Origin of the sequence: Actinoplanes sp. NPDC048967 (assembly GCF_040649415.1) — a bacterium.
Lineage (GTDB): Bacteria > Actinomycetota > Actinomycetes > Mycobacteriales > Micromonosporaceae > Actinoplanes.
Genome location: NZ_JBEZFL010000002.1, coordinates 1,054,323 through 1,079,585 on the forward strand (window position 1 = coordinate 1,054,323; position 25,263 = coordinate 1,079,585).

A 25,263-nucleotide genomic window follows, 5' to 3' on the forward strand; every position below is an offset into this window, starting at 1 on the left:
CGCCGCCTAGATTCGGCGACATGGGAGCAGCTTGGCGGGATCACAGCGCCACGATCATCGCCACGCTGCTGCTCCTGCCGCTGGCCGGCGTCGTCGCGTACCGGTGGCGGCGCCGGAGCCGGTCCCGGCGCGACGCTCTCGCCGAGGTCGGTCTGCTCTGCTGGACGCTGCCGTTCCTCGGCATGCTCTTCACCCCTCAGGCCACGCCGCGGTCGATCGACCTCGTGCCGCTGCACGACCTGCCGTCCTGGTTCTCCGGCGATCCGGGCACGGCGGTCGCGCAGTTCGCCGGCAACCTGGCCGTCCTGGCCGGGGTCGGTCTCTTCCTGCCGGTCCGGTTCGGCTGGGCCGCCTCGCTGCCGCGCATCCTGGCGATCGCCGCGGTCAGCGCGGTCGTGATCGAGGCCCTGCAGTGGGTGCTGGCCATCGGCCGGGTCTCCAGCGTGGACGACGTGATCGTCAACACGGCCGGTGCGGTGCTCGCGGCCGCCTGTTCGGGCCGGTGGTGGGTCACGGAAAAGGCGGACACCGAAGGTCAGATCGTGCCGGTACCCTGAGCGCCTCAGCGCCGACGGGGAGGGCGACGAACCGACGTGAGCAACACCTTTCAGGTCGATCTGCGGGGCATCGTCGACCTGCTCAGCCATCACCTCTATGCCAGCCCGCGGGTCTACGTGCGCGAGCTCCTGCAGAACGCGGTCGACGCGATCACCGCGGCGCGGCCGGACGGGACCGGTGCCACCGCGCGGATCAGCATCGAGTCCGCCGGCACGACCGGTGACGGCAGCCTGCGCATCGCCGACAACGGCATCGGTCTCACCGAGGCGCAGGTGCACGAGCTGCTGGCCACCATCGGCCGCAGCTCCAAGCGCGACGAGCTCGGCTTCGCCCGGCACGAGTTCCTCGGCCAGTTCGGCATCGGCCTGCTCTCCTGCTTCCTGGTCGCCGACGAGATCCGGGTGCACACCCGCCATGCCGACGCCCCGCCGGTGCTGTGGACCGGGTACGCCGACGGTCGCTACGACGTACGGCCCGGGCCGGAGCGGGAGCCCGGCACGTCGGTGACCCTGATCCCGCGCCGCGGTTCCGAGATGTTCCTGGCCGGCCCGACGGTCACTCAGCTCGCCACCCTCTACGGCTCGCTGCTGCCGGTCGACGTGACGGTGGACGGCACCACAGTCACCATCGGCGAGGTCCCCTGGGCCGCCGGTCGCCGGGCCGCGATCTCGTACGCGGAACGCACCCTCGGCTTCACCCCGTTCGACGTGATCGAGCTGGACGTGCCCGAGGCCGGGCTCACCGGCGCCGCGTTCGTGCTGCCCACCCCGGTCAATCCGGCCACCCGCGGCGGTCACCGGGTCTACCTCAAGCGCATGCTGCTGGCCGAGGCTGTCGAGGGCCTGCTGCCGGAGTGGGCCTTCTTCGCCCGCTGTGTGGTCGACAGCACCGAGCTGCGCCCGACCGCCAGCCGCGAGGCCCTCTACGACGACAGTCTGCTGGTCGCCACCCGTGAGGCCATCGCCGACCAGCTGCGCGGCTGGCTGGTCCGGCTCGCGTCGACCGACCCGCGCCGGCTGGCCGAGTTCCTGCGCATCCACCACCTCGGGGTCAAGGCGCTCGCCCTGCACGACGACGAGATGCTGCGCCTGGTCGAGCAGTGGTGGCCGATGGAGACCAACACCGGCCAGATGACCCTGGCCGAGTTCCGCACCCGGCACGGCCTCATCCGGTACGCGGCCACGACGGACGAGTTCCGCCAGTTGGCGGCCGTGGCCGCGGCCCAGGACGTGGGGCTGATCAACGGCGGCTACACCTACGACGCCGAGATCATCGAGCGGTTGCCGCAGCTCGACCGGGCCATCAAGGTCGAGCGGCTGGAGCCGACCGACCTGGCGACCCGCTTCGACGCCCTGGACGCCGCCACCGAGCTGCGGCTGCGCCCGTTCCTGTCGGCCGCCCAGCGCCGGCTCGACCGGCTGGGCTGCGAGGTGGTCGTGCGCACGTTCGAGCCGGCCAACCTGCCCGCGCTCTATCTGGTCAGCCGCGCGGCGCACTTCCACGAGGAGTTCACCGCCACCAGGGAGAAGGCCGACGAGCTGTGGGGCGGCGTGCTCGACGCGCTCGCCGACAGCGACCCGCCGGACCGCCCGCAGCTGGTCCTCAACCACCGCAATCCGCTGGTCCGCCGGGTCACCGCGATCGGGGACGCCGACCTGACCGCGCTGGCCGTCGAAGCCCTGTACGGCCAGGCTCTGCTGCTCGGCTACCACCCGATCCGGCCCGCTGACGCAGCCCTGCTCAACACGTCGTTCCTCGGCCTGCTGGGCCGGGCGGTCCCGGGGGAGACGTCGTGAGCCGGTCCGCCGAGGAGCTGTGGGGGCTGCTCCAGGAGGCCCACCGGATGCCGTACGGGGCCGCCCAGATCGCCGTCATCGAGCAGGTCATCCGGCACGCCGACGCGCTCGGCGACCGTGAGCTGGGCTATCAGGCGCGCATCCTGGCCACGACGGCGTACACGTACGGCGGTGAGGTCGCGAAGTCGTTCGTCACGTTCTCCTGGTGCCTGAGCGACTTCGACCGCGACCCGGCGCCCTTCCACGCCCGCACCGAGCAGGACCTGCTGTGGCATTTCAAATACATGGTGTCGGCGCTGACCAAGTTCCCCGAGGTGCCGCTGGCCCGCACGTACGCGGTGCTGGACGACATGGAACGCCGTTACCTGGAGGCCGGCCACAGCCTGCAGGCCGTCCACAAACACCGGTACGTGGTGGCCCGGCACGTCGGCCTGGAGGACGAGGCCGACCGGCTCTACGAGCGGTGGAACACGACGCCCCGCGACGATCTCTCCGACTGCGCCGGCTGTGACCCGTCGGCGCAGGTCACCTATCTCTCCAGCCGCGGCCGCGACGAGGAGGCGGTGGCTCTGGCCGAGCCGGTGCTGGCCGGGCGGCTGAGCTGCACCGAGCAGCCGCAGACCATCCTCAGCGGCCTGATGGTGCCGTATCTGCGCACCGGCCGGCTGGAGGAGGCCGCGGACGCCCACCGCCGGTCGTACAGGTTGATGCGCGGCAACCTCGCCGATCTGTGGGAGATCGGTGACCACATCGCGTTCTGCGCGCGGACCGGCAACGAGAACCGCGGGCTGGAGATCCTGCAACGGCACATCGACTGGCTGGAGCGGGCGCCGTCCCCGGCCGCGGGCATGAACTTCGCCGCGTCGTCGGCGCTGCTGCTGCGCCGGCTCGTCGCTCTGGGCCACGGCCAGACGATCGTGCACCGCCGGGAGAAGGACGACGTCACGGCCGGAGATCTCGCCGAGGAGCTGGCGGCGTTCGCCACCGCGCTGTCGCTGCGTTTCGACGCGCGCAACGGCACCACGGCGCAGAGCGGGCTGATCGCCGCGGAGATCGCCGCGCAGCCCTACGACGTGGTCCTGCCGTTGTCCGCGTCCGCCCGGCGACGTCCGGCCCCCGCACCGCAGCCGGTTGCCAAGCCCGCCCAGCCGGTCGAGATCCCGGCCGACGCCGATGCCGACACGTTGCTCGGCCTGGCCGAGGAGCACGAGCTGCAGGACCGCGACGACGAGGCCGACGCGGTCCTGGCCGTGTACGACGCCAAGTTCGGCGGCGAGGAAGTGGTGGCCGCCGCCGACGGTGATCCCGCAGTGATGCAGCGCGCGGCCCGCCGGGCGATGTTGCTCGGCAGCCAGCTGTGGCGCGCCGACGACCAGGACGGCACGGCGGTCGTGTGGCGCCGGGCGATCGACCTGTTCACCGCCGCGGGCTCGGAAGGCGACGCGTCGGTGGCCCGGGGCCGGCTCGGCGTCTCGGTGGCGCTGGCCGGGCGTCCCGACGAGGGCCGGACGCTGATCGAGCCGGACACCGCCTATCAGGAGGAGCACGGTGACGCCCGGCAGCGGGCGGCCGCCTGGTCCCGGCTGGCACTGATCAACCTGGTCCAGGACCGCCCCGAGGAGGCCAACGCCGCGCACGACCGGTCGGAGCAGGCCGCCGCGGAGACCGACGATCCGCGTCTGCGGGCCTTCTATCTGGCTCGGCGCGCTTCGAACCGGGCCGCCGCCGGTCGTCACGAGGAGGCCCTGGCAGCGGCGGCCGAGGCGCGCGCCTACTTCCAGGAGCACGGTCCGGCTCTGCGGCTGGCCGACGCCGCCGCCCTGTTCGGCCAGCTCACCTCCGATCCCGGAGAGGCCGCCGAGGCGTTCAGTGAGGTTCTGGCCGCGGGCGAGCCGGCCGCCGCCCTGACCGCGCGGCTCGGCCGGGGACGGGCTCTGGTCCACCTCGACCGGCCCAGTGAGGCGATCGACGATCTGGTCGAGGCCGTCGCGCTCTGCGCCGAGCAGGACCTGGACGAGGGCGGCGCCTTCATCCGGCAGGAGCTCGCGGACGCGTACCGGCAGGCCGGCCGGATCGTGGAGGCGGCCGAGGTCGCCGAGGAGGCCCTCGCGGGGCTCGAACGGCTCGGCCACGACGAGGCCGCGGACAACACCCGGTTCCTGCTGGCCGGGCTCTACCGCCAGCTCGGTGACAACACCGGCTCGCTCGCGCTCTACGAGGAGCTGGTCGGGCGGCTGGCCGACAATCCGGCCGGTCGTGGTCAGATCCGGGAGAACGCCGGGGACCTGTTGTTCCGGCTGGACCGTGACGCCGAGGCCGCGGAGTGGTTCGGTGCCGGGGCCGAGGATCTGCGGGTGGCCGGCGATCCGCTCGGTGAGTTGCGGTTGCTGCGCCGCCGGGTGATGGCTCTGCACTGGGCGGACGACGTGGCCGCGGCCGAGGAGACATACAGGCTGGCCCAGCGCAAGCACGCCGGCCTGCCCGCCGAGGTGGGCGAGGAGCCGGGCGCGGTGTGGGAGCGGGCGATGCTCGGCTTCGAGATGGCCCGGCTGCTGCTGGCCCGGGGCCGTGCGGCCGAAGCTGTGCCGTACGTCACCGATGCCCCGGAGCGGCTGCGGGAGGTGGGCTCGGCCGGCGAGGCCGACCAGGTCGCGACGCTGCTGGGTGAGGCGCTGCTGCGGGCCGGACACCCGCAGCAGGCCGAGGACCTGCTCTGGCCGGTGCTCGGGGAGATGGCCCAGGACGCGCCGCAACGGCAGGTCACGGCCCGGGTGCTGGCCGAGGCGCTGGAGGCCGGGGGCAACCTGGAGCAGGCCGCGCGGCTGCGTCGTACCGAAGGGGTGGAGGAGGACTAATCGGCTGAACGGCCGTTAAGGCTTCGGCTTGACAGCGGGTTAGAGTTGCCAGGTGACGGTAGATCAGCAGCAGCGTCCGGGCCCGCCGGCCCCCCGCCGGCGCTCGCGCCGGGACGAGATCCTCGAGATCGCGGTCGGCCTCTTCGCCGCACGCGGATATCACGGTGTTTCGATGGATGACATCGGCTCCGCGGCCGGCGTCACCGGCCCGGCGCTCTATCACCACTTCGCCGGTAAAGAGGCCATGCTGGTGGCCGCGCTCATCCCGGTCAGCGAAGGCCTGCTGCACGGCGGCCAGGAACGCGTCGGCCGGCACCCGCAGGACGCGCACGCCGCGCTCACCGACCTGATCGAGTTCCACGTGGAGTTCGCGCTGGCCAATCCCGCGGTCATCGCCCTGCACCTGCACGAGCTCGACCGCCTCCCCGAGGAGCCGCGCCGGCAGATCCGCCGTCTGCAGCGCCTGTACGTCGAGGAGTGGGTCACCGTGCTGGCCACGCTGCGCCCCGAGCTGGAGCCGGCGGAGGCCCGGGTGCTGGCCCACTCCGCGTTCGGCCTGATGAACTCGACGCCGTTCCTCGGTGGTGAGGTCGATCGCCGCCGCCGGGCCGTGCTGTTGCGCGAGGCGACGGTGCACGCCCTCATCGGCCGCTGACCCGAGGTCGCGGAAAGCCCGGCACTTGCGAGTGGCCGGCCGCCGAGACGGCCGGGAAGCACGAGGGAAAAGAGCGAGATGATCGAGTCGCTGCTCATCGCCAACCGGGGCGAGATCGCCCGCCGGATCATCCGGACCGCCCGGCGGCTGGGGATCCGGTCGATCGCGGTCTACTCGGAGGCGGACGCGGGGATGCCGTTCGTCACCGAGGCGGACGAGGCGGTGTGCGTGGGACCGGCCAACCCGGCCCAGAGCTACCGCAACACCGAGGCGATCCTGGAGGCCGCCAAGTCGACGGGGGCGCAGGCCGTGCACCCCGGCTACGGCTTCCTGAGCGAGAACGCCGAGTTCGCCCGTACGGTCGAGGCCAACGGCCTGGTGTGGGTCGGGCCGTCCGCGGACGCGATCACCGCGATGGGCGACAAGATCAACGCTCGCAACCTGATGGCGGCGGCCGGTGTCCCGGTCGCGCCGGGCACGCACGATCCGGCCGCGACCGTCGCGGCCGCGATCGAGGCGGCCGCCGAGATCGGCTACCCGGTGATGGTCAAGGCCGCCGCGGGCGGTGGCGGCATGGGCATGGCGGTCGCCGAGGACGAGGACGGCCTGCGCACCGAGTACGACAAGGTCCGCGCGTTCGCCGAGCGGATGTTCGGTGACGGCTCGGTGCTGATCGAGCGCTACTTCCCCCGGGTACGCCACGTCGAGGTGCAGATCCTGGGCCTGGCCGACGGCCGGGTGGTGGCCCTGAGCGAGCGCGAGTGCTCGGTGCAGCGCCGCAACCAGAAGCTCGTCGAGGAGGCCCCCTCCCCGGCGGTGTCACCGGAGCTGCGCGCACGTTTCCTGGCCGCCGCGGTCAAGGCGGGCGAGGCGGTCGGTTACCGCAACGCCGGCACGGTCGAATGCCTGCTCGACCCCACCACCGGTGAGTTCTTCTTCCTGGAGATGAACACCCGGCTCCAGGTCGAGCACCCGATCACCGAACTGATCCACGGCATCGACCTGGTCGAGGAGCAGCTGCGGATCGCGTCCGGGGCGGCGCCGACCTTCGACCCGGCGACCATCCACGCCACCACGGGCCACGCCATCGAGCTGCGGATCAACGCGGAGGACCCGAAGCGGTTCCTGCCGGGCCCGGGCCAGGTCACGACCTGGGTGGAGCCCACCGGCGACGGCGTGCGCGTCGACGCCGGCTACGGCCCGGCGACGACGGTCACGCCGTTCTACGACTCGCTGATGGCCAAGCTGATCGTGCTGGGCACCGACCGGGCGGACGCGCTGGCCAAGGCCCGGACCGCGGTGGCCGGCTTCGAGATCGCCGGCCCCAAGCACAACCTGCCGTTCTTCGCCGAGCTGCTGGAGAACGACGAGTTCCGGTCCGGCGACTACGACACCGGCATCGTCGCCCGGATGCGCCCGACCAAGGTCAAGAAGGGGTAGCGCTGATGGACACCGTCTCGATCCGCGAGGTCGCGCCGCGCGACGGCCTGCAGAACGAGGAGCCGATCCCGACCGACAACAAGGTCCGGCTCATCGACGCCCTCTCCGGCACCGGCGTGCGCCGGATCGAGGCGGTGTCCTTCGTGCACCCCAGAGCCATCCCGCAGATGGCCGACGCCGACGAGGTGTGGGCGCGGGCCTGGCACAACCCCGACGTCCGCTACTCCGCGCTGATCCCCAACACCCGCGGCGCCGAGCGGGCGATCGCGGCGGGCTTCCGCGAGATCGAGGTGGTGGTGTCGGCCAGCGACACCCACAACCGGCGCAACCTGAACCGCTCGACCGACGAGTCGCTCGACGACATCACCGGCCTCATCCCGCTGATCCACGCGGCCGGCGCGAAGCTCGAGGTCATCGTGGCCACCAGCTTCGGCTGCCCGTTCGAGGGCGACATCGATCCCAAGCGGGTGGCGTCCATCGTGGAGCGGGTCCGCGCCGACGGCGCCGACCGCATCGCATTCGGCGACACGACCGGCATGGCGACCCCGCGCCGGGTCCGTGACCTGCTCACCGAGGTACGCCCGGACCTGCTGCACTTCCACAACACCAGGGGTACGGGGCTGGCCAACGTGCTGACCGCCCTGGAACTGGGCATCACCGAGTTCGACGCGAGCGTGGGCGGGATCGGCGGCTGCCCGTACGCGCCGGGCGCCTCGGGCAACATCGCCACCGAGGAGCTCGTGCACATGCTCGAGGACATGGGCATCCGCACCGGAATCGACCTGGACAAGTTGATCGCGGTGGCCGAACTCGCCGAGGACCTGCTCGGTCGCACACTCCCGTCGGGTGTTCTTCGGGCCGGGCCGCGCACCAGATTGGTCTGATCCGAATTCTCTTTACCGTTCTTTCGCTTCCGGTGCGACGCGATCAATTTTCCGGAATGCCTGCGTGACCCTCGCTGTGCCGCTTCGTTACCAATACCGAGTGGCCGATATCGCCTTGTCCTTGCGGGCGGGCAGTCGGCCGGAGCAGTAACGAGCCGACGGACAGGGGCAGGACAATGACGGGACGGGTGGTCGAGCGCGATGCGCGTACGGCGTACCGCTCCGCGTCGGTCCGGCCCGCCGGTGTCTCCGCGCTCATGCCGCCCCACAGCCAGGGGGCGGAGCGGCGCAAGGAGCACCGCGCAGGACGCACCGGATCCCGGTGGGGCCTGCGTGCACTGGTCGTCGGCGGTCTGGCCGGCGCGGCCTGGCTGCTCACCGGCGCTGCCGCGCACGCCGCGGACCGTGATCCGGCGGGTGAGGGTCTGTCCCTCGGCCCGTCGCTGATCGGCTCTGTGGTGCACGGCGAGAGCCACAGCGTCCCGGTGGTGGACCGGGTCCTCAAGGCGGCTGTCAAGCCGCTGGAATCCGATCACCACCGACGTCTCGCCGCCGCGGTGGCGCTCCCGGGCCTCGTGGGAACGCCGGCCCCGGCCACGAAGAGCAGCAACGACGCGGATCCCGTCCTGGGCGGGGTCGACAGCGTCGTCCGGGGGTTGACCGCCCCACTTCGCCTTTCCGGTGAAGCGGTGGACACCCGGAAACTCGTCCCGGTCACCGATGTCCGGGAGCCCGAGCCGCCGCGGGCGGGGAGTGCGCCGGCGTTGCCGGTGCGGCACTCCGCGACGCGGGTGAACGGCTCCGAGGTCTCGGGGACAGACGTCTCCGAGGTGGACGCCGAACAGTCCGATGAGGACCTGGCCGGGTCCGGCGAGATCGTCGCCGACCAGGTCAGCACGATCGGCGAGGTCGTGGACAGGGACGAGGAGGTACCGGCGGCCGAGCGTCAGCCCGACCGGCGGGACCAGGTGGGAAAGACCGTCGCCCGGCAGCACACCTTCGCTGCCGACCGGCACCGGGCCGCCGCCACGGCGGCCGAGCCGGAGACGGTCAGCGACACACCCGGCGGTGACGGACCCGCGCCTCTGCGGGTGCACCTCGGGGCAGCGAACGGCGTTCCGGCCTCCGGGCCGTCAACTGCGACGGAGGGCGGCTCTGCGGCCTTCCTTCCGGCCAAGGTCGCGGACAGTACGGTGGCGTGCCACCGGCTGCCCATCGCGGCCGACGTCGAGGTCCGGCGCCATGACGCCGAGGCACCGACCGTCTCACCTGACTAGTACCGGCACCGGCCGGCATCTCCGTCACCCGCGGCACCTCAGCGGATGCGGTGTGCCCGCACCACGGGCCTGATTCCCCAACCGCTTGCGAACAGGCGGCGAATCACCTCGGGGCCCATCACCGGTACGCCACCGCTCTGCAATGCGTCACTCGTAACGGGCGCACGTCGACAGGCGGGGTCAGGGCGGTCCATGAAAAACGCTCGTGGCACCGCTGCGCCCGAAAGCACCGATCAATTGAATACGCGTCTCACCATTCTCTGACAATTCCGAAAGGCATCTTCTTTCCATGAAGACTTGGGTTCGTAAGACTCTCAGCGTCGGTGTTCTGGCGGCCGGCGCCCTGCTGTTCGCCCCCGGCGCCGCGCAGGCCGACGTCTCGCAGGACAGCTCCGGCAACGTCGGCATCCTCAACGGCACGCAGGTGTTCGCCCCGATCGCCGTGCCGCTGAACGTGGTCGGCAACTCGATCGGCGTGGCCGGCGAGGCCAACTCGGCCGGCTCGGGCATCAACTTCGTCGAGAGCGGCCAGCACCGCAAGCGCGGTGGCAAGGGCGGCGTCTCGCAGAACACCTCCGGCAACTTCGGCATCGCCAACGGGACCCAGGCGTACCTGCCGATCTCCGTGCCGGTGAACGTGGTCGGCAACTCCGCCGCGGTGCTGGGCCTGGCCAACGCTTCCGGCGCCGGTGTGAACCACGTCGAGAGCACCAAGGTCGAGCACGGCAAGGGCAACCGGGGTGGCCGCGGCGGCCGCGGCGCCGACCAGGACTCCTCCGGCAACTTCGGGGTTCTGAACGGCACGCAGGTCTACGCGCCGATCGACGTCCCGATCAACCTGTGCGGCAACGCGCTCAGCATCCTGGGCCTGGCCCAGTCGCAGGCGGCCTGCGTCAACGGTGACGGTGGCGGCCACCGCCGCGAGTCCACCTCGCAGGACACCTCGGGCAACTACGGGATCGCCAACGGCACCCAGGTCTACGCCCCGATCTCCGCGCCGCTGAACATCGCCGGCAACTCGATCGGTGTCGCCGGCGAGGCCAACTCGGCCGCCGTCGCGAAGAACGAGTCGGCCCGTGGCCACGACTTCTCGCAGGACTCGTCCCGCAACGTGGGCATCCTGAACGGCACGCAGCTCGCGGCGCCGATCAGCATCCCGATCAACGTCTGCGGCAACTCGCTCGCCGTTCTCGGCCTGGCCAACTCGGCGGCGGCGTGCGCCAACGACGTCGACGTCGACGGTGACCGCGGTCACGGCCACGGCCACAAGGGCAACGGCGGCGACAACGGCCACGGCCACAACGGCAACGGTGGCGACAACGGTGGCAAGGACGACGACGACTACGTGGCCGGCGACGACGGCGTCAAGGGCGACGGTTACGGCGACAAGGACGACGACGACATCGCCGGCGACGCTGGCAACCAGGACGACAAGTACGGCAAGCCGGCTCGCAAGAGCACCCAGGAGGCGGGCGCCGTGGACGGCCTCACCCAGAACCTGAGCAACGCGGGTGGCCTGAACGTCGGTGGCCTGAACGTCCTCGACACGCTCGGCAAGTAAGTAGTTGCGATGAGGCCCGGGTCACGCCGGTCCCGGGCGTGACCCGAGCGACGCCCCTGGGCGTCGAGCAGTAAACCGGCGCTCCTCCACAGCGCCGGTCGTACGAAACGGACGGGAGTCCCCGCTACCTGCGGGGGCTCCCGTTCGGCGTGTCTGGTCTCCGTCCCCGGAATGGGTTAGCCTAACGATCGTTCAGGGACGGACGAAGGGAACCAGGTGGCACTCGACCAAGACGCGCTCGCACAGGCGCGCAAGCGGGCGATGGCCGGCGGCGCCGAGCGCTATCACGCCGCCAACGCCGCGAAGGGCAAGCTCTTCGCCCGCGAGCGGATCGCGCTGCTCGTGGACGACGGCTCCTTCGTCGAGGACGGGCTCTACGCCAACAGCCTGGCCGACGGACTGCCCGCGGACGGCGTGATCACCGGAAACGCCCGGATCGACGGGCGCGAGGTGTGCGTGATGGCCAACGACTCGACCGTCAAGGCGGGCTCCTGGGGCGCCCGTACGGTCGAGAAGATCATCCGGATCATCGAGCGGGCGTACGAGTACGGCGTACCCATGGTCTATCTGGTGGATTCCGCGGGCGCGCGGATCACCGACCAGGTCGACCTGTTCCCCGGCCCCCGCGGGGCCGGCAAGATCTTCCACACCCAGGTCCGGGCGTCCGGCTCGATCCCGCAGATCTGCGCGCTGTTCGGGCCCTCGGCCGCGGGCGGCGCCTACATCCCCGCCTTCTGCGACGTGGTCGCCATGGTCGAGGGCAACGCGAGCATGTACCTCGGCTCCGACCGGATGGTCGAGATGGTCACCGGGGAGAAGACGACGCTCGAGGCGATGGGCGGCGCGCGGGTGCACTGCGCCGAGTCCGGGGTCGGGCACTTCCTCTGCAAGACCGAGCAGGACGCGCTCGACGTGGTCCGCTCGTATCTCTCCTACCTGCCGGCTAACTGGACGCAGCAGCCGCCGGCGGCCGAGGCCCAGGAGCCTGCCGCTGTCGATCTCGCCGCGCTGGTCCCGGTCAGTGAGCGCCAGGCCTTCGACATGCGCCGGTACGTGAAGGGCATCGTCGACAAAGGCTCCTTCTTCGAGATCCACGCGCTGTGGGCCCGCGAGCTGACGGTCGGCTTCGCCCGGCTCGACGGCCAGGTCGTCGGCGTGGTCGGCAACAACTCGATGTTCAAGGGCGGCGTGCTGTTCGTCGACTCGGCCGACAAGGCCAGCCGTTTCGTCCAGCTCTGCGACGCCTTCAACGTGCCGCTGCTGTTCCTGTCGGACGTTCCCGGCTTCATGGTCGGCAGCGCGGTCGAGAAGCAGGGCATCATCCGGCACGGCGCCAAGATGATCAGTGCGATCTCCGAGGCCACCGTGCCCAAGATCTGCGTCGTGGTGCGCAAAGCCTACGGCGCCGGCCTGTACGCGATGGCCGGTCCCGGCTTCGACCCCGAGGCGACCATCGCCCTGCCCACCGCCAAGATCGCGGTGATGGGCGCGGAAGCGGCCGTGAACGCCGTCTACGCCAACAAGATCGCGGCCTTGCCCGAGGACGAGCGGGCGGCTTTCGTGGCCGAGCGCCGGGCCGAGTACGAGCGCGACATCGACATCCTGCGGCTGGCCAGCGAGCTGGTCATCGACACCATCGTGGAGCCCGCCGACCTGCGCGGCGAGCTCGTCCGCCGGTTCGCCGCCGCGCGCGGCAAGGACCGCGGATTCTCCCGGCGCCGGCACGGCGTCACCCCGGTCTAGAAAGGACCCGTCATGGTTGACTTCCGGCTCAGCGACGAGCAGGAGGCACTGGTCATCAGCGTGCGGGAGTTCGCCCGCGAGCAGGTGGCGCCGGTCATCGCCGAGCACTACGAGAAGAAGACGTTCCCCTACGAAGTGATCCGGCAGATGGGCAAGATGGGCCTCTTCGGCCTGCCCTTCGCCGAGGAGCACGGCGGCATGGGCGGCGACTACTTCGCGCTCTGCCTGGCCCTGGAGGAACTGGCCCGGGTCGACAGCAGCGTGGCGATCACCCTGGAGGCGGGCGTCTCGCTGGGTGCGATGCCGATCTACCGCTTCGGTACGGACGCGCAGAAGGCCGAGTGGCTGCCCCGGCTGACCAGCGGTGAGGCGCTCGCCGCGTTCGGGCTGACCGAGCCGGGTACGGGCTCCGACGCCGGCGCCACCACCACCCGCGCGGTGCTGGACGAGCGGACCGGCGAGTGGGTGATCAACGGTTCCAAGGCGTTCATCACCAACTCCGGCACCGACATCACCTGCCTGGTCACGGTGATGGCCGCGACCGGCACGAAGGCGGACGGCAGCAAGGAACTGTCCACCATCATGGTGCCGTCGGGCACTCCCGGCTTCACCGTCGCGCCCGGCTACTCCAAGGTCGGCTGGTGCGCCTCCGACACCCACGAGCTGGCCTTCGACGACGTGCGCGTGCCGGCGGCCAACCTGCTCGGCGAGCGGGGCCGCGGCTTCGCCCAGTTCCTGCGCATCCTGGACGAGGGCCGGATCGCCATCGCGGCGCTCTCGGTCGGCCTGGCCCAGGGCTGCGTCGACGAGTCGGTCAAGTACGCCAAGGAACGCCAGGCGTTCGGCCGGCCGATCGGCAACTACCAGGCCGTCCAGTTCATGATCGCGGACATGGAGATGCGCGCGCACACGGCGCGGATCGCGTACTACGAGGCCGCGGCCCGGATGCTGGCCGGCGAGGACTTCAAGCACCAGGCGGCGCTGGCCAAGCTGTACGCGAGCGAGGCCGCGATGGACAACGCCCGGTACGCGACCCAGGTGCACGGCGGCTACGGCTTCATGAACGAGTCCGCGGTGGGCCGCTTCTACCGCGACGCGAAGATCCTGGAGATCGGTGAGGGTACGTCCGAAGTGCAACGCATGATCATCGCGCGCGGCCTCGGATTGTAGATCTTGGACTCCCGGTCGGTTTCTGCGGCAAATCCGACGGCAGGAGCGTCGGTTACTCGACAAATTGCATGCTGAAGTCGGCATCCATCGATCCGGGTGCCTAGGTTCGAGACATGACGTCCGATCACGGGGCGGACCAGGATGGTCCGGGATTCGACGCCGTGCTGCGCAGTTACCGGCTGCGAGCGAAGCTGACCCAGGAAGAGCTGGCCGCTCGGGCCGGGGTCGGTGTGCGGACGGTGCGTGACCTCGAACGGGGTCGCGCCTCCCGACCGCAGCGGACCACGGTGGAACTGCTCGCGGCCGCACTCGGCCTGGCCGGCGCGGACAGGATCGCGTTCCTGGCCGCCGCACGCGGTCAACCGGCCGGTGCGTCGGCGCCGCCGCGCTACGTACGCCTCCCGCCGGCCGGTGATCTGATCGGCCGCGACGGTGATGTCGCCGAGCTGGTCACCCGCCTCGCCCCGGCGCGGGACGACGGACCGCGCGGCGTCACGCTGGTCGGCCTGGCCGGGGTGGGCAAGACCAGCCTCGCACTCACCGTGGCGCACCGGGTCGCCCCCGCGCATCCGGGAGGGGTCGCCGGCATCGTCGTCACCGACGGATCCACCACCGGTGAGGTGCTCGGTGGCGTCGCCGCGGTCTTCGGGGTGGGCCGGCCCGACGATCTCGCGCCCCGGTTCGCCGGCCGGTCCGCGCTGCTGCTCGTCGACGCGGTCGACCGCGCGTCCGAGGCCGTCGCCGAGGCTCTCAGCCGGCTGCTGCGCCAGCACCCGACGCTGCGTTTCCTGGCCACCGGCCGGCACCCGGTCGGCCTGCCCACCGAGCGGGTCTGGCCGGTCGCGCCGCTGGTCGCGCCGCCGGAGGAAGCCGGCCCCGAGCTCGCCGACGTGGCCGGCTATCCGGCGGTCGCACTCTTTCTGGACCGGCTGGCCCGGGTCCGCGGCGGCCCGGTCGAGCCGGACGACGTGGCGCCACTGTCCGCGCTGGTCCGCCGGCTGGGCGGGCTGCCGATCGCGCTGGAGCTGGCCGCCGCCCGCGGCCGGGTGCTCACCGTCGCGGAGATCCTCGACCGGTACGGCGACCGCGTCCTGGACCTGTCCGGCCGGCCCGCACCCGGTGCCGTGGTCTCCGTCCGCGAGGCCGTCGCGGCCAGCTACCGCCTGCTCGCGCCGGACGAGCAGCGGGCCCTGCACCGCCTCGCGACGTTCCGTAACCGCTGGTCACTGGACCTGGCCGAGGCCGTGATCGCGGACGGCTCGGCCACCGACGCGGTGCACCTGCTGGACCGGCTGCTGGAGCTGGGCCTGCTCAGCGCCCGCGGCGCCCGCGCCTTCCGGTTCCGCCTGCTGGACGTCGTCGGCGACTTCGCCCTGGAACGTGCCGCCGCCGACGGTGACCTGCCCGCGGCGCGGCACCGGCACGCCGAGGTGATGGCCGACCTGGCTCAGGGCATCGCGCCCGACCTCAAGGGTGGCCGGCTCGCCGAGGCCGCCGCCCGGCTGGATGACGTGGCCGGCGACCTGGGCGCCGCGCTGACCTTCGCGGCCCGCGAGCATCCGCACATCGCGCTGCGGCTCGCGGCCGCGCTGCCCCGGTGGTGGCGCTTCCGCGGGCGTGATGTCACCGGCCGGCAGTGGCTGCGCCGGCTGCTGGCCGACCCCCGTACGGCGGACGCCGATCCACTGGTCCGGGCCTGGGCCAAGGTCGGACTGGCTCAGCTGGCGCTCGAGCACGGCTCGGGCACCGAGGAGATCGGCTCCGCGGAGGCCGCCCTGGCCGACTTCGCGGCCCTGGGTGACGTGCCGGGGCAGCTCACCGCGCACACCCAGCTGGCGGCCCTGTGGATGACGGCCGGCGGATACGAGCGGGCCCGCGGGCACGGCGCCGCCGCTCTGGAGCTCGCGCGCAGCAGCGGCCACATCCGCGACATGGCGGTGGCGGAGAACAACCTCACCTGGCATGAGATCCGCGAAGGCGACCTCGGTGCGGCCCGGGACCGGCTCGCGGAGGTGGACAGGCTGGCCGGCCGGTGCGGCGAGCACCGGCTGCGGGCGGTGGCGGCGGCCAACCTCGCCGAGGTCGAACGGCTGGACGGCCGGTTCGAACAGGCCGCCCGGCTGGGCCGGGACGCCATGGCCGAGCTGGAGGACGTCGGTGATCCGGGGCACCGGCGCCGGGTGCTCGCGACGGTCGGCTTGGCGCTGGCCGAGAGCGGCCGGGTCGCCGAGGCGCTCGACGTGCTGGCCGAGCTGCGCGGGCCCGAACCGCAAGCGCCGGCCGACGGGCCGGCGGCGATCGTGGAGGCGGCGATTGCCCTGCGGCAGGGCGAGGAGAAGCGGGCGGCGGAGAGCTTCGCGGCTGCCGCCGAGGCGTACGCCGGTGGCCACGATCCCCGTGACACGGTGGAGGCGCTGGTCGGCGTGGTGCGGAGCAGTCCGGACGCGGAACGGCGGCAGGAGGCGGTGGCCCGGCTGGCCGAGCTCTGCCGTACGGGTGGGATCACGCTGCTGCCCCGGGAGCGGGAACTGCTCGGACCGGAAGCGTTGCGCGAGCTGGAGCAGCAGCCCTGAGCGGGCCGGGACGGGATGTGCCAGGGCGTGGACGACCGGCGCTTGTGTGCCCCCCACACGCCGGCCGTCCCAACGCCCCGGTCACGCGGCGTGAACGAAGGCACCCCCGTTTGCCCAGCCTTCGGCCTCGGCCGCGCCGCGTCCCCCTGCGGAGATCACCTTAACCGGCACCCTCAGGGGATTTGCGGATTTAAGCGGCTTTTGCCCAGGCGCTGCGGCGCTTCTGCCGGTACTTCTGCCGGTTACTGCCCCGTTCGGCTCAATGGCCCGGCACGGCCGGTAAGGCGTCCTCTTCCGAGCTGCCCGCCGTCGCGCACGGGTTGACGGCGTCGCGGATGGTCCGCAGCGACTCCAGCATCTGCGCCAGCTGGTCGGGCGTGAGCTGGTCGATGAACCACCGCTGCACCAGCTCCAGGTGTCCCGGCAGGATCTCGTCGAGCCGGGCCAGGCCGGCGTCGGTGATCACCGCGAAAGAGCTGCGGCGGTCGCTCGGGCAGGCCTCGCGGCGGATCAGGCCGCCGCGGTCCATCCGGTCGACGACCCGGGTCACCCCGCTGGTGGACAGGGAGGTCTGGCCGGCGAGGTCGGTCATCCGCAAGCGGTTCTGCGGCGAGCGGGCAAGGCGCATCAGCACCTCGAACTCGACCGGGGACACCCGGTGCTGCTCGAACTGCGCGGCGAAACGGCTGCTCAACCCGGTGAACGCCTCGGCGAAGAGGCCGACGGCGGTGAACCGGGGGTCATCAAAATCGGTACCCACGTGAGCCAGCTTACCAGCGGTCTCTTGACACGGGGAATATTGCTTGGCATATAGTTGCTCCGTCAGACAACAACCTGGCTCTGCCTTCGAGAGGAAATGTCATGACCGACGTCGCCAGCACCCGCGAGTTCGAGGGTCTGCAGATCCCGGCCGCCGGCACCTACCAGCTGGACGCCGCGCACAAGCGGGTCGGCTTCGTGGTGCGTCACCTGATGGTCAGCAAGGTCCGCGGCAACTTCGCCGAGGCGGACGCGACCATCACCATCGCCGAGGACCCGCTGCAGTCCTCCGTCACCGCTTCGATCGTCACCGCGAGCGTGCAGACCGGCAATGTCGACCGGGACAACCACCTGCGCACCGGCGACTTCTTCGAGGCCGAGAAGTACCCGGCGATCACTTTCCGCAGCACCGGCATCAAGTCGCACGCCGGCGCCGAGTTCGTCCTCGATGGTGAGCTCACCATCAAGGACGTCACCAAGCCCGTCGAGCTCGTCGTCGAGTTCGAGGGTGCGACCACCAGCCCGTACGGTCAGCAGGTCTTCGGCTTCAGCGCGACGACCGAGATCGACCGCGAGGACTGGGGCCTGACCTACAACATGGCGCTCGAGTCCGGCGGCGTCATGATCGGCAAGAAGGTCAAGATCGAGATCGAGGGCGAGGCCATCCGCCAGGCCTGATCTCCACCGATCCGCAGCGAAGCGCCGTCCGTTCGGGCGGCGCTTCGCCGTGTCCGGCCATCCGACTGGCGGCATCACCGGCCGAGTGCGAGGGTAAACGTTGCGCTGCCGCGTGCTTACCCAGAGCTGATGTGTGTCCGATTCGTCCCTGGCCTTGGTTAGCGGGTGCACATACCGTGAGAGCGTCACGCGAACGTGCCAGGAGGAACGATGGGTAAGGACCTCTCAGGGGTCGTCGTCTCGCAGGACGACCGGGTCCACTATCGGCAGAAGGTCCGGCGCTGCCTCGACGTGCTGGCTCTGATGCTGGACGACTTCGCCTTCGACGCGGAGAGCCCGATGACGGGCCTCGAGATCGAGCTCAACCTCATGGACGCGGACGCCGAACCGGCCATGCGCAACGCCGAGATCCTGGCCAACCTGGCCGACCCGACCTTCCAGACCGAACTCGGCCAGTTCAACCTCGAGCTCAACGCCCGCCCCCGGCTGATCACCGGCAACGGCTTCGCCGACTACGAGGAAGACCTCGTCGAAAGCCTGAGCCGCGCCGAGGACCGGGCGAAGAAGGCGGACAGCACCATCGTGCTCATCGGCAGCCTGCCGACCCTGCAACCCCGGCACCTGGTGCTGGCGAACCTTTCGGCCAACGAACGGTACCGCGCCCTCAACGACCAGATCGTCGGCGCCCGCGGCGAGCACTTCAGCGTCGACATCCGCGGCGTCGAACGCCTCCAGACGGCGAACGACTCCATCGCGCCCGAGGCGGCGTGCACCAGTGTGCAGTTCCACCTGCAGGTGCCCCCGGACCAGTTCGCGGCGTACTGGAACGCGGCCCAGGCGGTGGCCGGGATCCAGGTGGCGGTGGGGGCGAACTCGCCGTACCTGCACGGCCGGCAGCTCTGGGCCGAGACCCGGATCGCGCTGTTCGAGCAGGCCACCGATACCCGGCCGGACGAGCTCAAAGCCCAAGGGGTACGCCCCAGAGTGTGGTTCGGCGAACGCTGGATCACCTCGGTGTTCGACCTGTTCGAGGAGAACGTCCGGTACTTCCCGCCGCTGCTGCCGATCATGGACGAGGAGGACCCGGTAGCGGTCCTGGAAGCCGGCGGAGTTCCGTGCCTCGGCGAGTTACGCCTGCACAACGGCACTGTCTACCGCTGGAACCGCCCGGTCTACGACGTGATGAACGGCCGGCCCCACCTGCGGGTGGAGAACCGGGTGCTGCCGGCCGGTCCGACGGTGGTCGACATGCTGGCGAACGCGGCCTTCTACTTCGGCCTGGCCCGGCAACTGGCCGAGGAGGACCGGCCGATCTGGTCACAACTCTCCTTCGGCGCGGCGGAGGACAACTTCCACGCCGCGGCCAGGCGCGGCATCGAAGCGACGATGTACTGGCCGGGCGCCGGTGAGACCCAGGTGACGGAGCTGGTGCTGGACACTCTGCTGGCCAAGGCCCACGCCGGCCTCGACCTGTTCGGTGTGCACCGGGTGCACCGCGACCGGCTGCTCGGCATCATCGAGGCCCGCTGCCGCACCGGCCGCAACGGCGCGACGTGGCAGACGGAAGCGGTGTGGTCCGCGGAACACCGTCGCGGGCTGGACCGACAGGGGGCTTTGCACGACATGTTGCTTCGATACAGCTCACTGCAGCAGACGAACGAGCCGGTGCACACCTGGCCGGTCGACTAGCTCAGCGAGCCTCGTCCTCGCCGGCGCGACGGCCCGGCCGCCGCCGGGAATCCTGCACGGGCAGCTCCGCGGTGTCGTCCTCGTCGATCAGCCCGGCGCCTCCCGAGGGCGCGCCTTTCGCGTCAGCGTCCTTCGAGCCGGTGTTCTTCGGGACAGCGTCCTTCGGCGGGACCGGCCTGGTGGCCGCTGCCGGCTTGGTGGGCGTTGCGGCTCGGCTGCCGGTTGCTCGTGCTTGCCGAGGAGCCGACGGTTGCGAGGTGGCGCGCGCGGGAGTCGCCTTTGTGGACTTCGCGGGGTTCTTCTGCGCAGGGGGCGTTTTATCGGAACTCGCGGCATCCGCTGGTCCAGCCTGCAAATCCGGTGCGGATGAGGCGGCGGTCTTGGGGGCTGCGGGGCGGTTTTCACCCGATCGAGCGTCGTTGATCTTCGCGATCGGGGGAGAGGCGGGCGGTGGGGCGACCGTCGAGCGAGTGTCGGACCGGCCCGAGGCGGACGAGGAGGCCGGCCGTGCGTTGCCATCGACCGAGGGGACTCCGGACCTGGCGGGCCGCGATCGTCCGCTGACGGGGGCACTTGCCAACGACGAGCCGGCCTGAGCCGGTGCCGCGGCCGAACGTGGCGCCTCTCCCGAACGCGGTGCCTCTGCCGAACGAGGCACCGCGGCCGGACGAGGCGCCGTAGGGGCCGCGGCGGTCGCAGCCCGGGGGGCCGCGGCGGTCGCAGAAGTGGGAGCTGAAGCGGTCGCGGAAGCGGGGGCTTTGGCGCGGCCGGTAGCGATCGCCGAGGGGTCGACGGCCGACCCGGTGTCACGCTGCGTTGCCTTGCCGCGCCGGAACCGATCCATGAGGGACCGCCGTTGGCGGGGCTCCGCATCGGCCGGCGGAGGGGTGGCTTCGGCCACCGGAGTGTCTGTCGCGTCCGATTTGGCCGGTTCCTTCGAGCGCCCCTTCGGCGCGGGCCTGGGCGACGGCACGACTGCGGCTCCGGCCGCGGCGGATTCGGAACGGGCGGCGCGGGCTCGCGGGACTCCAGCCTCAGGGTCGGACGTTGTTCCGGCGCCCGCTGCTCCCGCGGCGGGTTCGGCACTTGTGGGCGCGGAATCGGCCGCCTTGGCGCTGACCGCGCCGGCTTTGCGGGATCTTGAGCCGCGAGCTTCTGAGCTGCGAGAACTCACCGATGCCGGCAAGACTGCATCTCCCGACGTGGATCCGGCCCTGCGGCGCGCAGCACCGCGCTGGCCCAGGGCCACCGTCAGCGCCGACCCCGCCAACCCGGCCAGCACCGCGTAGGGCGCGATCAGATAAGCCGACTGCAACGGACCAGGAGTGCCGGTCAGCTGCGGAGCCAGCACGAAGAAAGCCGCCGCCACCAGCAGCGGCCCGACCGCCCCGGACGACGCGGCGCCCACCCCCAGGTCACCGCGCCGAACCGCCGGCAGCGCGCCGATGATCCCGATCACCAGCGCCGCGAGCAAGGTCAGCAGCGCGCTCGGCCAGTAGATCGTCCCGTACTGGTCGTCGGGGGAGTCCGGGGAGAAGAACTGCCAGCTCGACAGGTACGTCGCCGAGGGGCGGTGCCAGAAGATGGTGGCCACGACCGCCGCCACGGCCAGGGACCAGAGCCAGGCCGCCGTCGCGATCAGGTTGGCCGCCACCGGTCTGGACACCACGGCCCAGTACGCGATGGCCAGGCCCAGGAGGACGCCGATCACCGCGTACCCGCCGGCGATGGTCTGGGGTGAGAAAGTGTCTGTCCGTACCGCTGCTCGGGCCGGGAGCGCGATCAGCGCGACCGTCAGCAGGGCGCCGACCGCCGCGGACGCCGCCAGGGCGAAGCGCCAGGGCCCGCCGGTGCCGCGGCCGAGCCGGCCCGCGATGACCGCGCCGAACACGGTCGCGCTCGCCGCGATCCAGGTCGCCCAGCCGAGGCTGCCCAGCCAGACGCTGTCGTCGGCCGGCACCGCCGGCCACACCACCACGCCCAGGCCGTAGCCGAGGCCGAGCTGGGCGGCGCCCGTCCCCGCGGCCACTCCGGCCGCGGCTGCCACTCGCGCTGTCCAGCCCTTGTCGGCCATGCCGGGCACTGTAGCCGTCGGTGACGATGCCTGCGAATCAATGAGTTGATGCGCCAAGATTGGTTAGGTTGGCGGCAGAGGACGCCCGAACGGAGAGGAACCGGCGATGTCCGACGACGACGAGCGCCGCCGCCTTGACGAGACAGGTGAGTACTTTCCGTTCGCCGAGGATGAGAAAGTTCCCCCGATCGGTGGTCCCCTGAAGGATGACCGGACGGCGCAGTTGCCCCCCGCCGCCGGGGACGCGGACCGCACGCAGCTCTTCCCGCCGGCGGCGGAAGACGCGACGCAAGTGACTCCGCAGGCGCCGCGGAGCGACGCGACGTCGGTGATTCCGGCCGCCGCGACCGACGGTACGCGCACAGAGCGTGACCCCCGCAGCACCGACAACTGGGCCGACGACGGCGATGCGGTGTGGTCCGCCCGGGCCGGGGTACGGTCCCCACGCCCCGGCTACGGCGACGAATACGCCCCCGCAGACTGGGCGGCAGCGCCGGCCGACGAGCCGCGCGGCCGCTGGTGGACGCCGATCGCGGTGGGCATCGTGGCGTTGCTGCTGCTGGCTCTGCTGGGCTGGGGCATCTACCTGATCGTGCAGTCCACCAGCGACGATGCCACCCCGGGCGGGACTGCCTCTCCCGCGCCGCCGGCCACCACGGCGGTGACGACCGCGCCCACCTCCACGCCGCCGTCCACGGAGCCGGCGACGACGCAGCCGACCACCTCGGCGCCCGCCACCCCGAGCGACATCACCGTGCCCGCGTTGAAGGGACTGTCCTCGGACGAGGCGCGGGGGGCTCTCGATCGCAAGGGCCTGAACTACCGCCTGCGCTATGTGACCAGCGATTCTCCGGCCGGGACCGTGATCGACAGCGATCCGGCCGAGGGCCAGCAGGTGCCGGCGGACACGGTGATCACCCTGATCATCGCGGCGGGGCCGACGACGTCGCCGACCCCCACGCAGACGCAGACCACCGGGCCGACGAGCCAGCCGGGGGAGGATTGACCCAGGTTGGAGATCAGCGGTTGGCGCGCAGGGCGCGGGCCTGGATGGCGCCCGTGGTCATGCCCGGCTGGCGGCCGTTGCGGGTGCGCGGGTCCGGAGCCTTGCCGACCTGTCGCAGGCCGCCGACCTGCACAAAGATCGACCGGCGCTCGACCGCGTCACCGGACGCGTTGAGCTCGTAGCCGTCCAGCCAGATCCAGCCTTCGTACGTCGGCCAGTCGTGCACCCGGATGACCCGGAAAAGCATGGGCGCCGCGAATTGGACGCTGGCCGCCTTCGTCACGTGTATGACATCGCCGGACCGAGGAAGCACGTCATCTCCTGTCCTGAACCCAGTAGGGGCAAATTGCACTTTGCCGCACGGTGAACACGGATGGTCCAGTGTGCCCGGCTGATGCATCTTTGCACCATAACGATTGTGCCAATCATCGCAACGGTGCGGTTTAGCCGCTCCCGGCGCGGTCGCTGCTCGCGGACTTCTTCGAGTCCAGCGAGGACAGTCGGCTACGGTCGGTCCCCCAGTGCACGGCGTCGCTTTTTGGTGCATTGCTGCGTACCCGGCGCGTGTATCTCAGGCTCCCACAAGAACACTAAGTGACGTGCGCCATACGGAAAGATTGCACCACGAGGCGAATCGATGCAAGTTGCAGGTCAGCCGAAAGTGACTAAACGATCACTGTGGACGCTTGAGGGATCAAGAGACCACCAGACAGACTGAGGGCGACAACGCCGTACGGTGGAGCTCGCGCCGTCCGGTCGCATGATGCCACGCAGCCCGGAGGTGAGCGTGAATCCGCGCCGCAGCCCCACCATCCGCCGCCGCCGACTCGGTGCTGAGCTACGCAGATACCGCGATGCGGCCGGCGTGACCATCGACGTGGTGGCCGAGCGTCTCGGCTGTTCACCCTCCAAGGTGTCCAGAATCGAGACCGGCCACACGAGCGCCACTCCTCGCGACGTAAAGGACATGCTGGACATTTATGGCGTCAATGGCGCCGAATCGGACGAATTAGTACAGATATCCCGGGAAGCCCGGCAAAAGGGATGGTGGCATCCGTTCAGCCCGGTGCTGACCGGTGCCTATGTCGGGCTCGAAGCGGCGGCCCGGTCGATCAGGGCGTACGAGCAGCAGGTGGTTCCCGGTCTGCTTCAGACCGATAAGTACGCAATAGCGATGATCAGGGCCGCCCGATCGGATGACAGCGATCGAGAAATAGAGCAACGGGTACGCGTCCGGATGGCTCGCCAAGCGTTATTGATTCAGGACGATCCGATCGATCTTCAGGTGGTGCTCGATGAAGCGGTGGTGAGTCGCCCCGTCGGCGGCGACCAGGTCATGCGGGACCAATTGCTCCGATTGGTCGAGGCGAGCCGGCTGCCGAACGTCACTCTGCAGATCCTGCCGTTCGCGGCAGGGGCCCACGCCGGCATGGACGGCACATTCGCGATCCTCGACTTCCCCGATGCCGAGGACCCCAATGTGGTGTTCGCCGAGAACGCGACCGGCGGGCTGTTTCTGGAGAAGAGCGACGAACTGCGCAAGTACAACTCCATCTTCGACACCGTCCGATCGTCGGCCCTCTCTCCCGAGGAGTCCAGAGACATGATCGTTAGGCTGGCAGAGGAGCCATTGTGGAAAGTGAGACCAAGGGTTTGCGGATCGACCTGAGCCGCGCGCAGTGGTTCAAGAGCACACGCAGTGGCCCGAACTGTGACAACTGCGTGGAGGTGGCCTTCGTCGAGCAGGCCATCGCCGTCCGCGACTCCAAGAACCCGATGGGACCCGCGTTGATCTTCACCGCCGCCGAGTGGGACGCCTTCGTGGGCGGGGCCAAGGGCGGCGAGTTCGACCTGTAGAGCAGGTGACCCTCGACCGCCCCCGCCGCGAGCGTGGGGGCGGTCGCTGCATTTTGCCCCATTTGCGCCGTCGCCCGTTCGGGTCGGCCTCGTTGAACGCTCTAAGCGCGGACCGGACCGCGCGCCCGGAGAACCGCCGTCGGCCCGTACGGCTGACCGTCCCCCTCGCGTGACGGTGCGGGCAGGCGATCCATACGAGCGAGGCAAGGCGAAACAGATGACGATGGGTTCCGACAACCTCAGCAACGGATCCGTGACCGCGCAGGACCGCTTCAGCGGAGGCGTGAGCGCGTACCGGCAGACCCGCCGCGACGCGGCCCTGGCCGCTGACAACGGCGACGAACTGGTCTCGCGCGGCAGCGGCGGAACCGGTCTGTCCGGCCTGCCGACCCGTACCCCGATCGAACCGACCAGCGCGCTGGACCGGGCGGCCAAGCTGCCCTCGCTGGACCTGCAGGGTCTGACCGAGCCGGTCTTCCCGACCAGCGGCGGCTGGGTCGACGCGGGCAGCTCCCAGTCGATGGCCGACCACCCGCTGCTGCGCGGGCTGCTGCTGGAGCTGCCGGTGCGCGGCACGATGCCGGACTCGGGCTGGCTGGACCGCTGGTTCGAGGCGGCCCGCTCGATCCTCGAGCTGCTCTACGTCCAGGAAGCCAAGCGCAAGTAACTCCCCGCGACGCCGTTCAAG

Annotated in this window: 20 protein-coding genes; 17 read left to right on the forward strand and 3 right to left on the reverse strand. The window is 71.1% G+C overall.

What is annotated here, in order from left to right:
* Positions 1 to 20 precede the first annotated feature (20 nt).
* From AB0C12_RS11665 to AB0C12_RS11715, 11 genes are all read left to right on the forward strand, one after another.
* Entirely contained in the window at positions 21 to 557 is a 537-nt protein-coding gene (locus tag AB0C12_RS11665) for a VanZ family protein (RefSeq protein ID WP_360546727.1), read from the forward strand.
* 36 nt (positions 558 to 593) lie between these two features.
* Positions 594 to 2,354: an HSP90 family protein gene (locus tag AB0C12_RS11670; protein WP_360546729.1), complete on the forward strand. Its 1,761-nt coding sequence runs from the start codon at positions 594 to 596 to the stop codon at positions 2,352 to 2,354.
* Complete coding sequence (locus AB0C12_RS11675) at positions 2,351 to 5,209, forward strand: tetratricopeptide repeat protein (RefSeq protein WP_360546731.1); 2,859 nt, start codon at positions 2,351 to 2,353, stop codon at positions 5,207 to 5,209. Before AB0C12_RS11670 ends, AB0C12_RS11675 begins: the two co-directional genes overlap by 4 nt.
* Positions 5,210 to 5,261: 52 nt before the next feature.
* Complete coding sequence (locus tag AB0C12_RS11680) at positions 5,262 to 5,864, forward strand: helix-turn-helix domain-containing protein (protein ID WP_360546734.1); 603 nt, start codon at positions 5,262 to 5,264, stop codon at positions 5,862 to 5,864.
* A 78-nt stretch (positions 5,865 to 5,942) separates the two neighbouring features.
* Positions 5,943 to 7,304: a biotin carboxylase N-terminal domain-containing protein gene (locus tag AB0C12_RS11685; protein ID WP_360546736.1), complete on the forward strand. Its 1,362-nt coding sequence runs from the start codon at positions 5,943 to 5,945 to the stop codon at positions 7,302 to 7,304.
* A 5-nt stretch (positions 7,305 to 7,309) separates the two neighbouring features.
* The gene (locus AB0C12_RS11690) at positions 7,310 to 8,188 is read left to right on the forward strand and encodes a hydroxymethylglutaryl-CoA lyase (RefSeq protein ID WP_360546738.1); all 879 of its coding nucleotides are present in this window, start codon (positions 7,310 to 7,312) and stop codon (positions 8,186 to 8,188) included.
* A 176-nt stretch (positions 8,189 to 8,364) separates the two neighbouring features.
* Positions 8,365 to 9,465 carry a hypothetical protein gene (locus AB0C12_RS11695; RefSeq protein ID WP_360546740.1) on the forward strand — a complete coding sequence of 367 codons (1,101 nt, stop codon included), beginning with the start codon at positions 8,365 to 8,367 and terminating at the stop codon, positions 9,463 to 9,465.
* 289 nt (positions 9,466 to 9,754) lie between these two features.
* Positions 9,755 to 11,026 (forward strand): chaplin family protein, encoded by a 1,272-nt coding sequence (locus tag AB0C12_RS11700; protein WP_360546742.1) that lies wholly within the window; start codon positions 9,755 to 9,757, stop codon positions 11,024 to 11,026.
* Between the two features lie 216 nt (positions 11,027 to 11,242).
* Positions 11,243 to 12,769, forward strand: coding sequence for an acyl-CoA carboxylase subunit beta (locus tag AB0C12_RS11705; protein WP_360546744.1), 1,527 nt, complete (start codon positions 11,243 to 11,245; stop codon positions 12,767 to 12,769).
* Between the two features lie 12 nt (positions 12,770 to 12,781).
* Positions 12,782 to 13,939, forward strand: coding sequence for an acyl-CoA dehydrogenase family protein (locus AB0C12_RS11710; RefSeq protein WP_360546746.1), 1,158 nt, complete (start codon positions 12,782 to 12,784; stop codon positions 13,937 to 13,939).
* A 113-nt stretch (positions 13,940 to 14,052) separates the two neighbouring features.
* The gene (locus tag AB0C12_RS11715) at positions 14,053 to 16,512 is read left to right on the forward strand and encodes a helix-turn-helix domain-containing protein (protein WP_360546748.1); all 2,460 of its coding nucleotides are present in this window, start codon (positions 14,053 to 14,055) and stop codon (positions 16,510 to 16,512) included.
* Between the two features lie 259 nt (positions 16,513 to 16,771).
* Here the strand turns inward: AB0C12_RS11715 and AB0C12_RS11720 are convergent, their stop codons facing one another.
* A complete protein-coding gene (locus AB0C12_RS11720) occupies positions 16,772 to 17,272 on the reverse strand; it encodes a MarR family transcriptional regulator (RefSeq protein WP_360546750.1) in 501 nt (166 codons plus the stop codon).
* 101 nt (positions 17,273 to 17,373) lie between these two features.
* Between AB0C12_RS11720 and AB0C12_RS11725 the strand changes: the two genes are divergently transcribed.
* Both AB0C12_RS11725 and AB0C12_RS11730 read left to right on the forward strand, forming a co-directional pair.
* Positions 17,374 to 17,949 (forward strand): YceI family protein, encoded by a 576-nt coding sequence (locus AB0C12_RS11725; RefSeq protein ID WP_212992285.1) that lies wholly within the window; start codon positions 17,374 to 17,376, stop codon positions 17,947 to 17,949.
* A 210-nt stretch (positions 17,950 to 18,159) separates the two neighbouring features.
* On the forward strand, positions 18,160 to 19,638 hold the full coding sequence (locus tag AB0C12_RS11730; protein ID WP_360546752.1) for a glutamate--cysteine ligase: 1,479 nt from the start codon (positions 18,160 to 18,162) through the stop codon (positions 19,636 to 19,638).
* A gap of 1 nt (position 19,639) precedes the next feature.
* Here the strand turns inward: AB0C12_RS11730 and AB0C12_RS11735 are convergent, their stop codons facing one another.
* Positions 19,640 to 21,712, reverse strand: a complete 2,073-nt coding sequence (locus AB0C12_RS11735) for a Hansenula MRAKII killer toxin-resistant protein 1 (RefSeq protein WP_360546754.1) — start codon at positions 21,710 to 21,712, stop codon at positions 19,640 to 19,642.
* A gap of 106 nt (positions 21,713 to 21,818) precedes the next feature.
* On the opposite strand from AB0C12_RS11735, the gene AB0C12_RS11740 reads away from it, so the two are divergent.
* Entirely contained in the window at positions 21,819 to 22,718 is a 900-nt protein-coding gene (locus AB0C12_RS11740; protein ID WP_360546756.1) for a PASTA domain-containing protein, read from the forward strand.
* Positions 22,719 to 22,731: 13 nt separating this feature from the next.
* On the opposite strand, the gene AB0C12_RS11745 is transcribed toward AB0C12_RS11740, so the two are convergent.
* Entirely contained in the window at positions 22,732 to 23,031 is a 300-nt protein-coding gene (locus tag AB0C12_RS11745; RefSeq protein WP_360546758.1) for a hypothetical protein, read from the reverse strand.
* Positions 23,032 to 23,505: 474 nt separating this feature from the next.
* On the opposite strand from AB0C12_RS11745, the gene AB0C12_RS11750 reads away from it, so the two are divergent.
* The 3 genes from AB0C12_RS11750 to AB0C12_RS11760 all read left to right on the forward strand — a co-directional run bounded on the left by AB0C12_RS11750 (position 23,506) and on the right by AB0C12_RS11760 (position 25,242).
* Entirely contained in the window at positions 23,506 to 24,387 is an 882-nt protein-coding gene (locus tag AB0C12_RS11750; RefSeq protein WP_360547132.1) for a helix-turn-helix transcriptional regulator, read from the forward strand.
* Positions 24,351 to 24,575: a DUF397 domain-containing protein gene (locus AB0C12_RS11755; protein ID WP_360546760.1), complete on the forward strand. Its 225-nt coding sequence runs from the start codon at positions 24,351 to 24,353 to the stop codon at positions 24,573 to 24,575. The genes AB0C12_RS11750 and AB0C12_RS11755 overlap by 37 nt, the downstream gene beginning before the upstream one ends.
* Positions 24,576 to 24,792: 217 nt before the next feature.
* Positions 24,793 to 25,242 (forward strand): hypothetical protein, encoded by a 450-nt coding sequence (locus tag AB0C12_RS11760; protein ID WP_360546762.1) that lies wholly within the window; start codon positions 24,793 to 24,795, stop codon positions 25,240 to 25,242.
* Positions 25,243 to 25,263: the final 21 nt, after the last annotated feature.

Excerpts from the sequence above, each read along its gene's own strand:
- AB0C12_RS11715 (WP_360546748.1), top strand. The coding sequence starts at position 14,053 with ATGACGTCCGATCACGGGGCGGACCAGGATGGTCCGGGATTCGACGCC.
- AB0C12_RS11700 (WP_360546742.1), top strand. The coding sequence starts at position 9,755 with ATGAAGACTTGGGTTCGTAAGACTCTCAGCGTCGGTGTTCTGGCGGCC.
- AB0C12_RS11760 (WP_360546762.1), top strand. The coding sequence starts at position 24,793 with ATGACGATGGGTTCCGACAACCTCAGCAACGGATCCGTGACCGCGCAG.
- AB0C12_RS11665 (WP_360546727.1), top strand. The coding sequence starts at position 21 with ATGGGAGCAGCTTGGCGGGATCACAGCGCCACGATCATCGCCACGCTG.
- AB0C12_RS11685 (WP_360546736.1), top strand. The coding sequence starts at position 5,943 with ATGATCGAGTCGCTGCTCATCGCCAACCGGGGCGAGATCGCCCGCCGG.
- AB0C12_RS11725 (WP_212992285.1), top strand. The coding sequence starts at position 17,374 with ATGACCGACGTCGCCAGCACCCGCGAGTTCGAGGGTCTGCAGATCCCG.
- AB0C12_RS11740 (WP_360546756.1), top strand. The coding sequence starts at position 21,819 with ATGTCCGACGACGACGAGCGCCGCCGCCTTGACGAGACAGGTGAGTAC.
- AB0C12_RS11735 (WP_360546754.1), bottom strand. The coding sequence starts at position 21,712 with ATGGCCGACAAGGGCTGGACAGCGCGAGTGGCAGCCGCGGCCGGAGTG.
- AB0C12_RS11730 (WP_360546752.1), top strand. The coding sequence starts at position 18,160 with ATGGGTAAGGACCTCTCAGGGGTCGTCGTCTCGCAGGACGACCGGGTC.
- AB0C12_RS11695 (WP_360546740.1), top strand. The coding sequence starts at position 8,365 with ATGACGGGACGGGTGGTCGAGCGCGATGCGCGTACGGCGTACCGCTCC.
- AB0C12_RS11690 (WP_360546738.1), top strand. The coding sequence starts at position 7,310 with ATGGACACCGTCTCGATCCGCGAGGTCGCGCCGCGCGACGGCCTGCAG.
- AB0C12_RS11710 (WP_360546746.1), top strand. The coding sequence starts at position 12,782 with ATGGTTGACTTCCGGCTCAGCGACGAGCAGGAGGCACTGGTCATCAGC.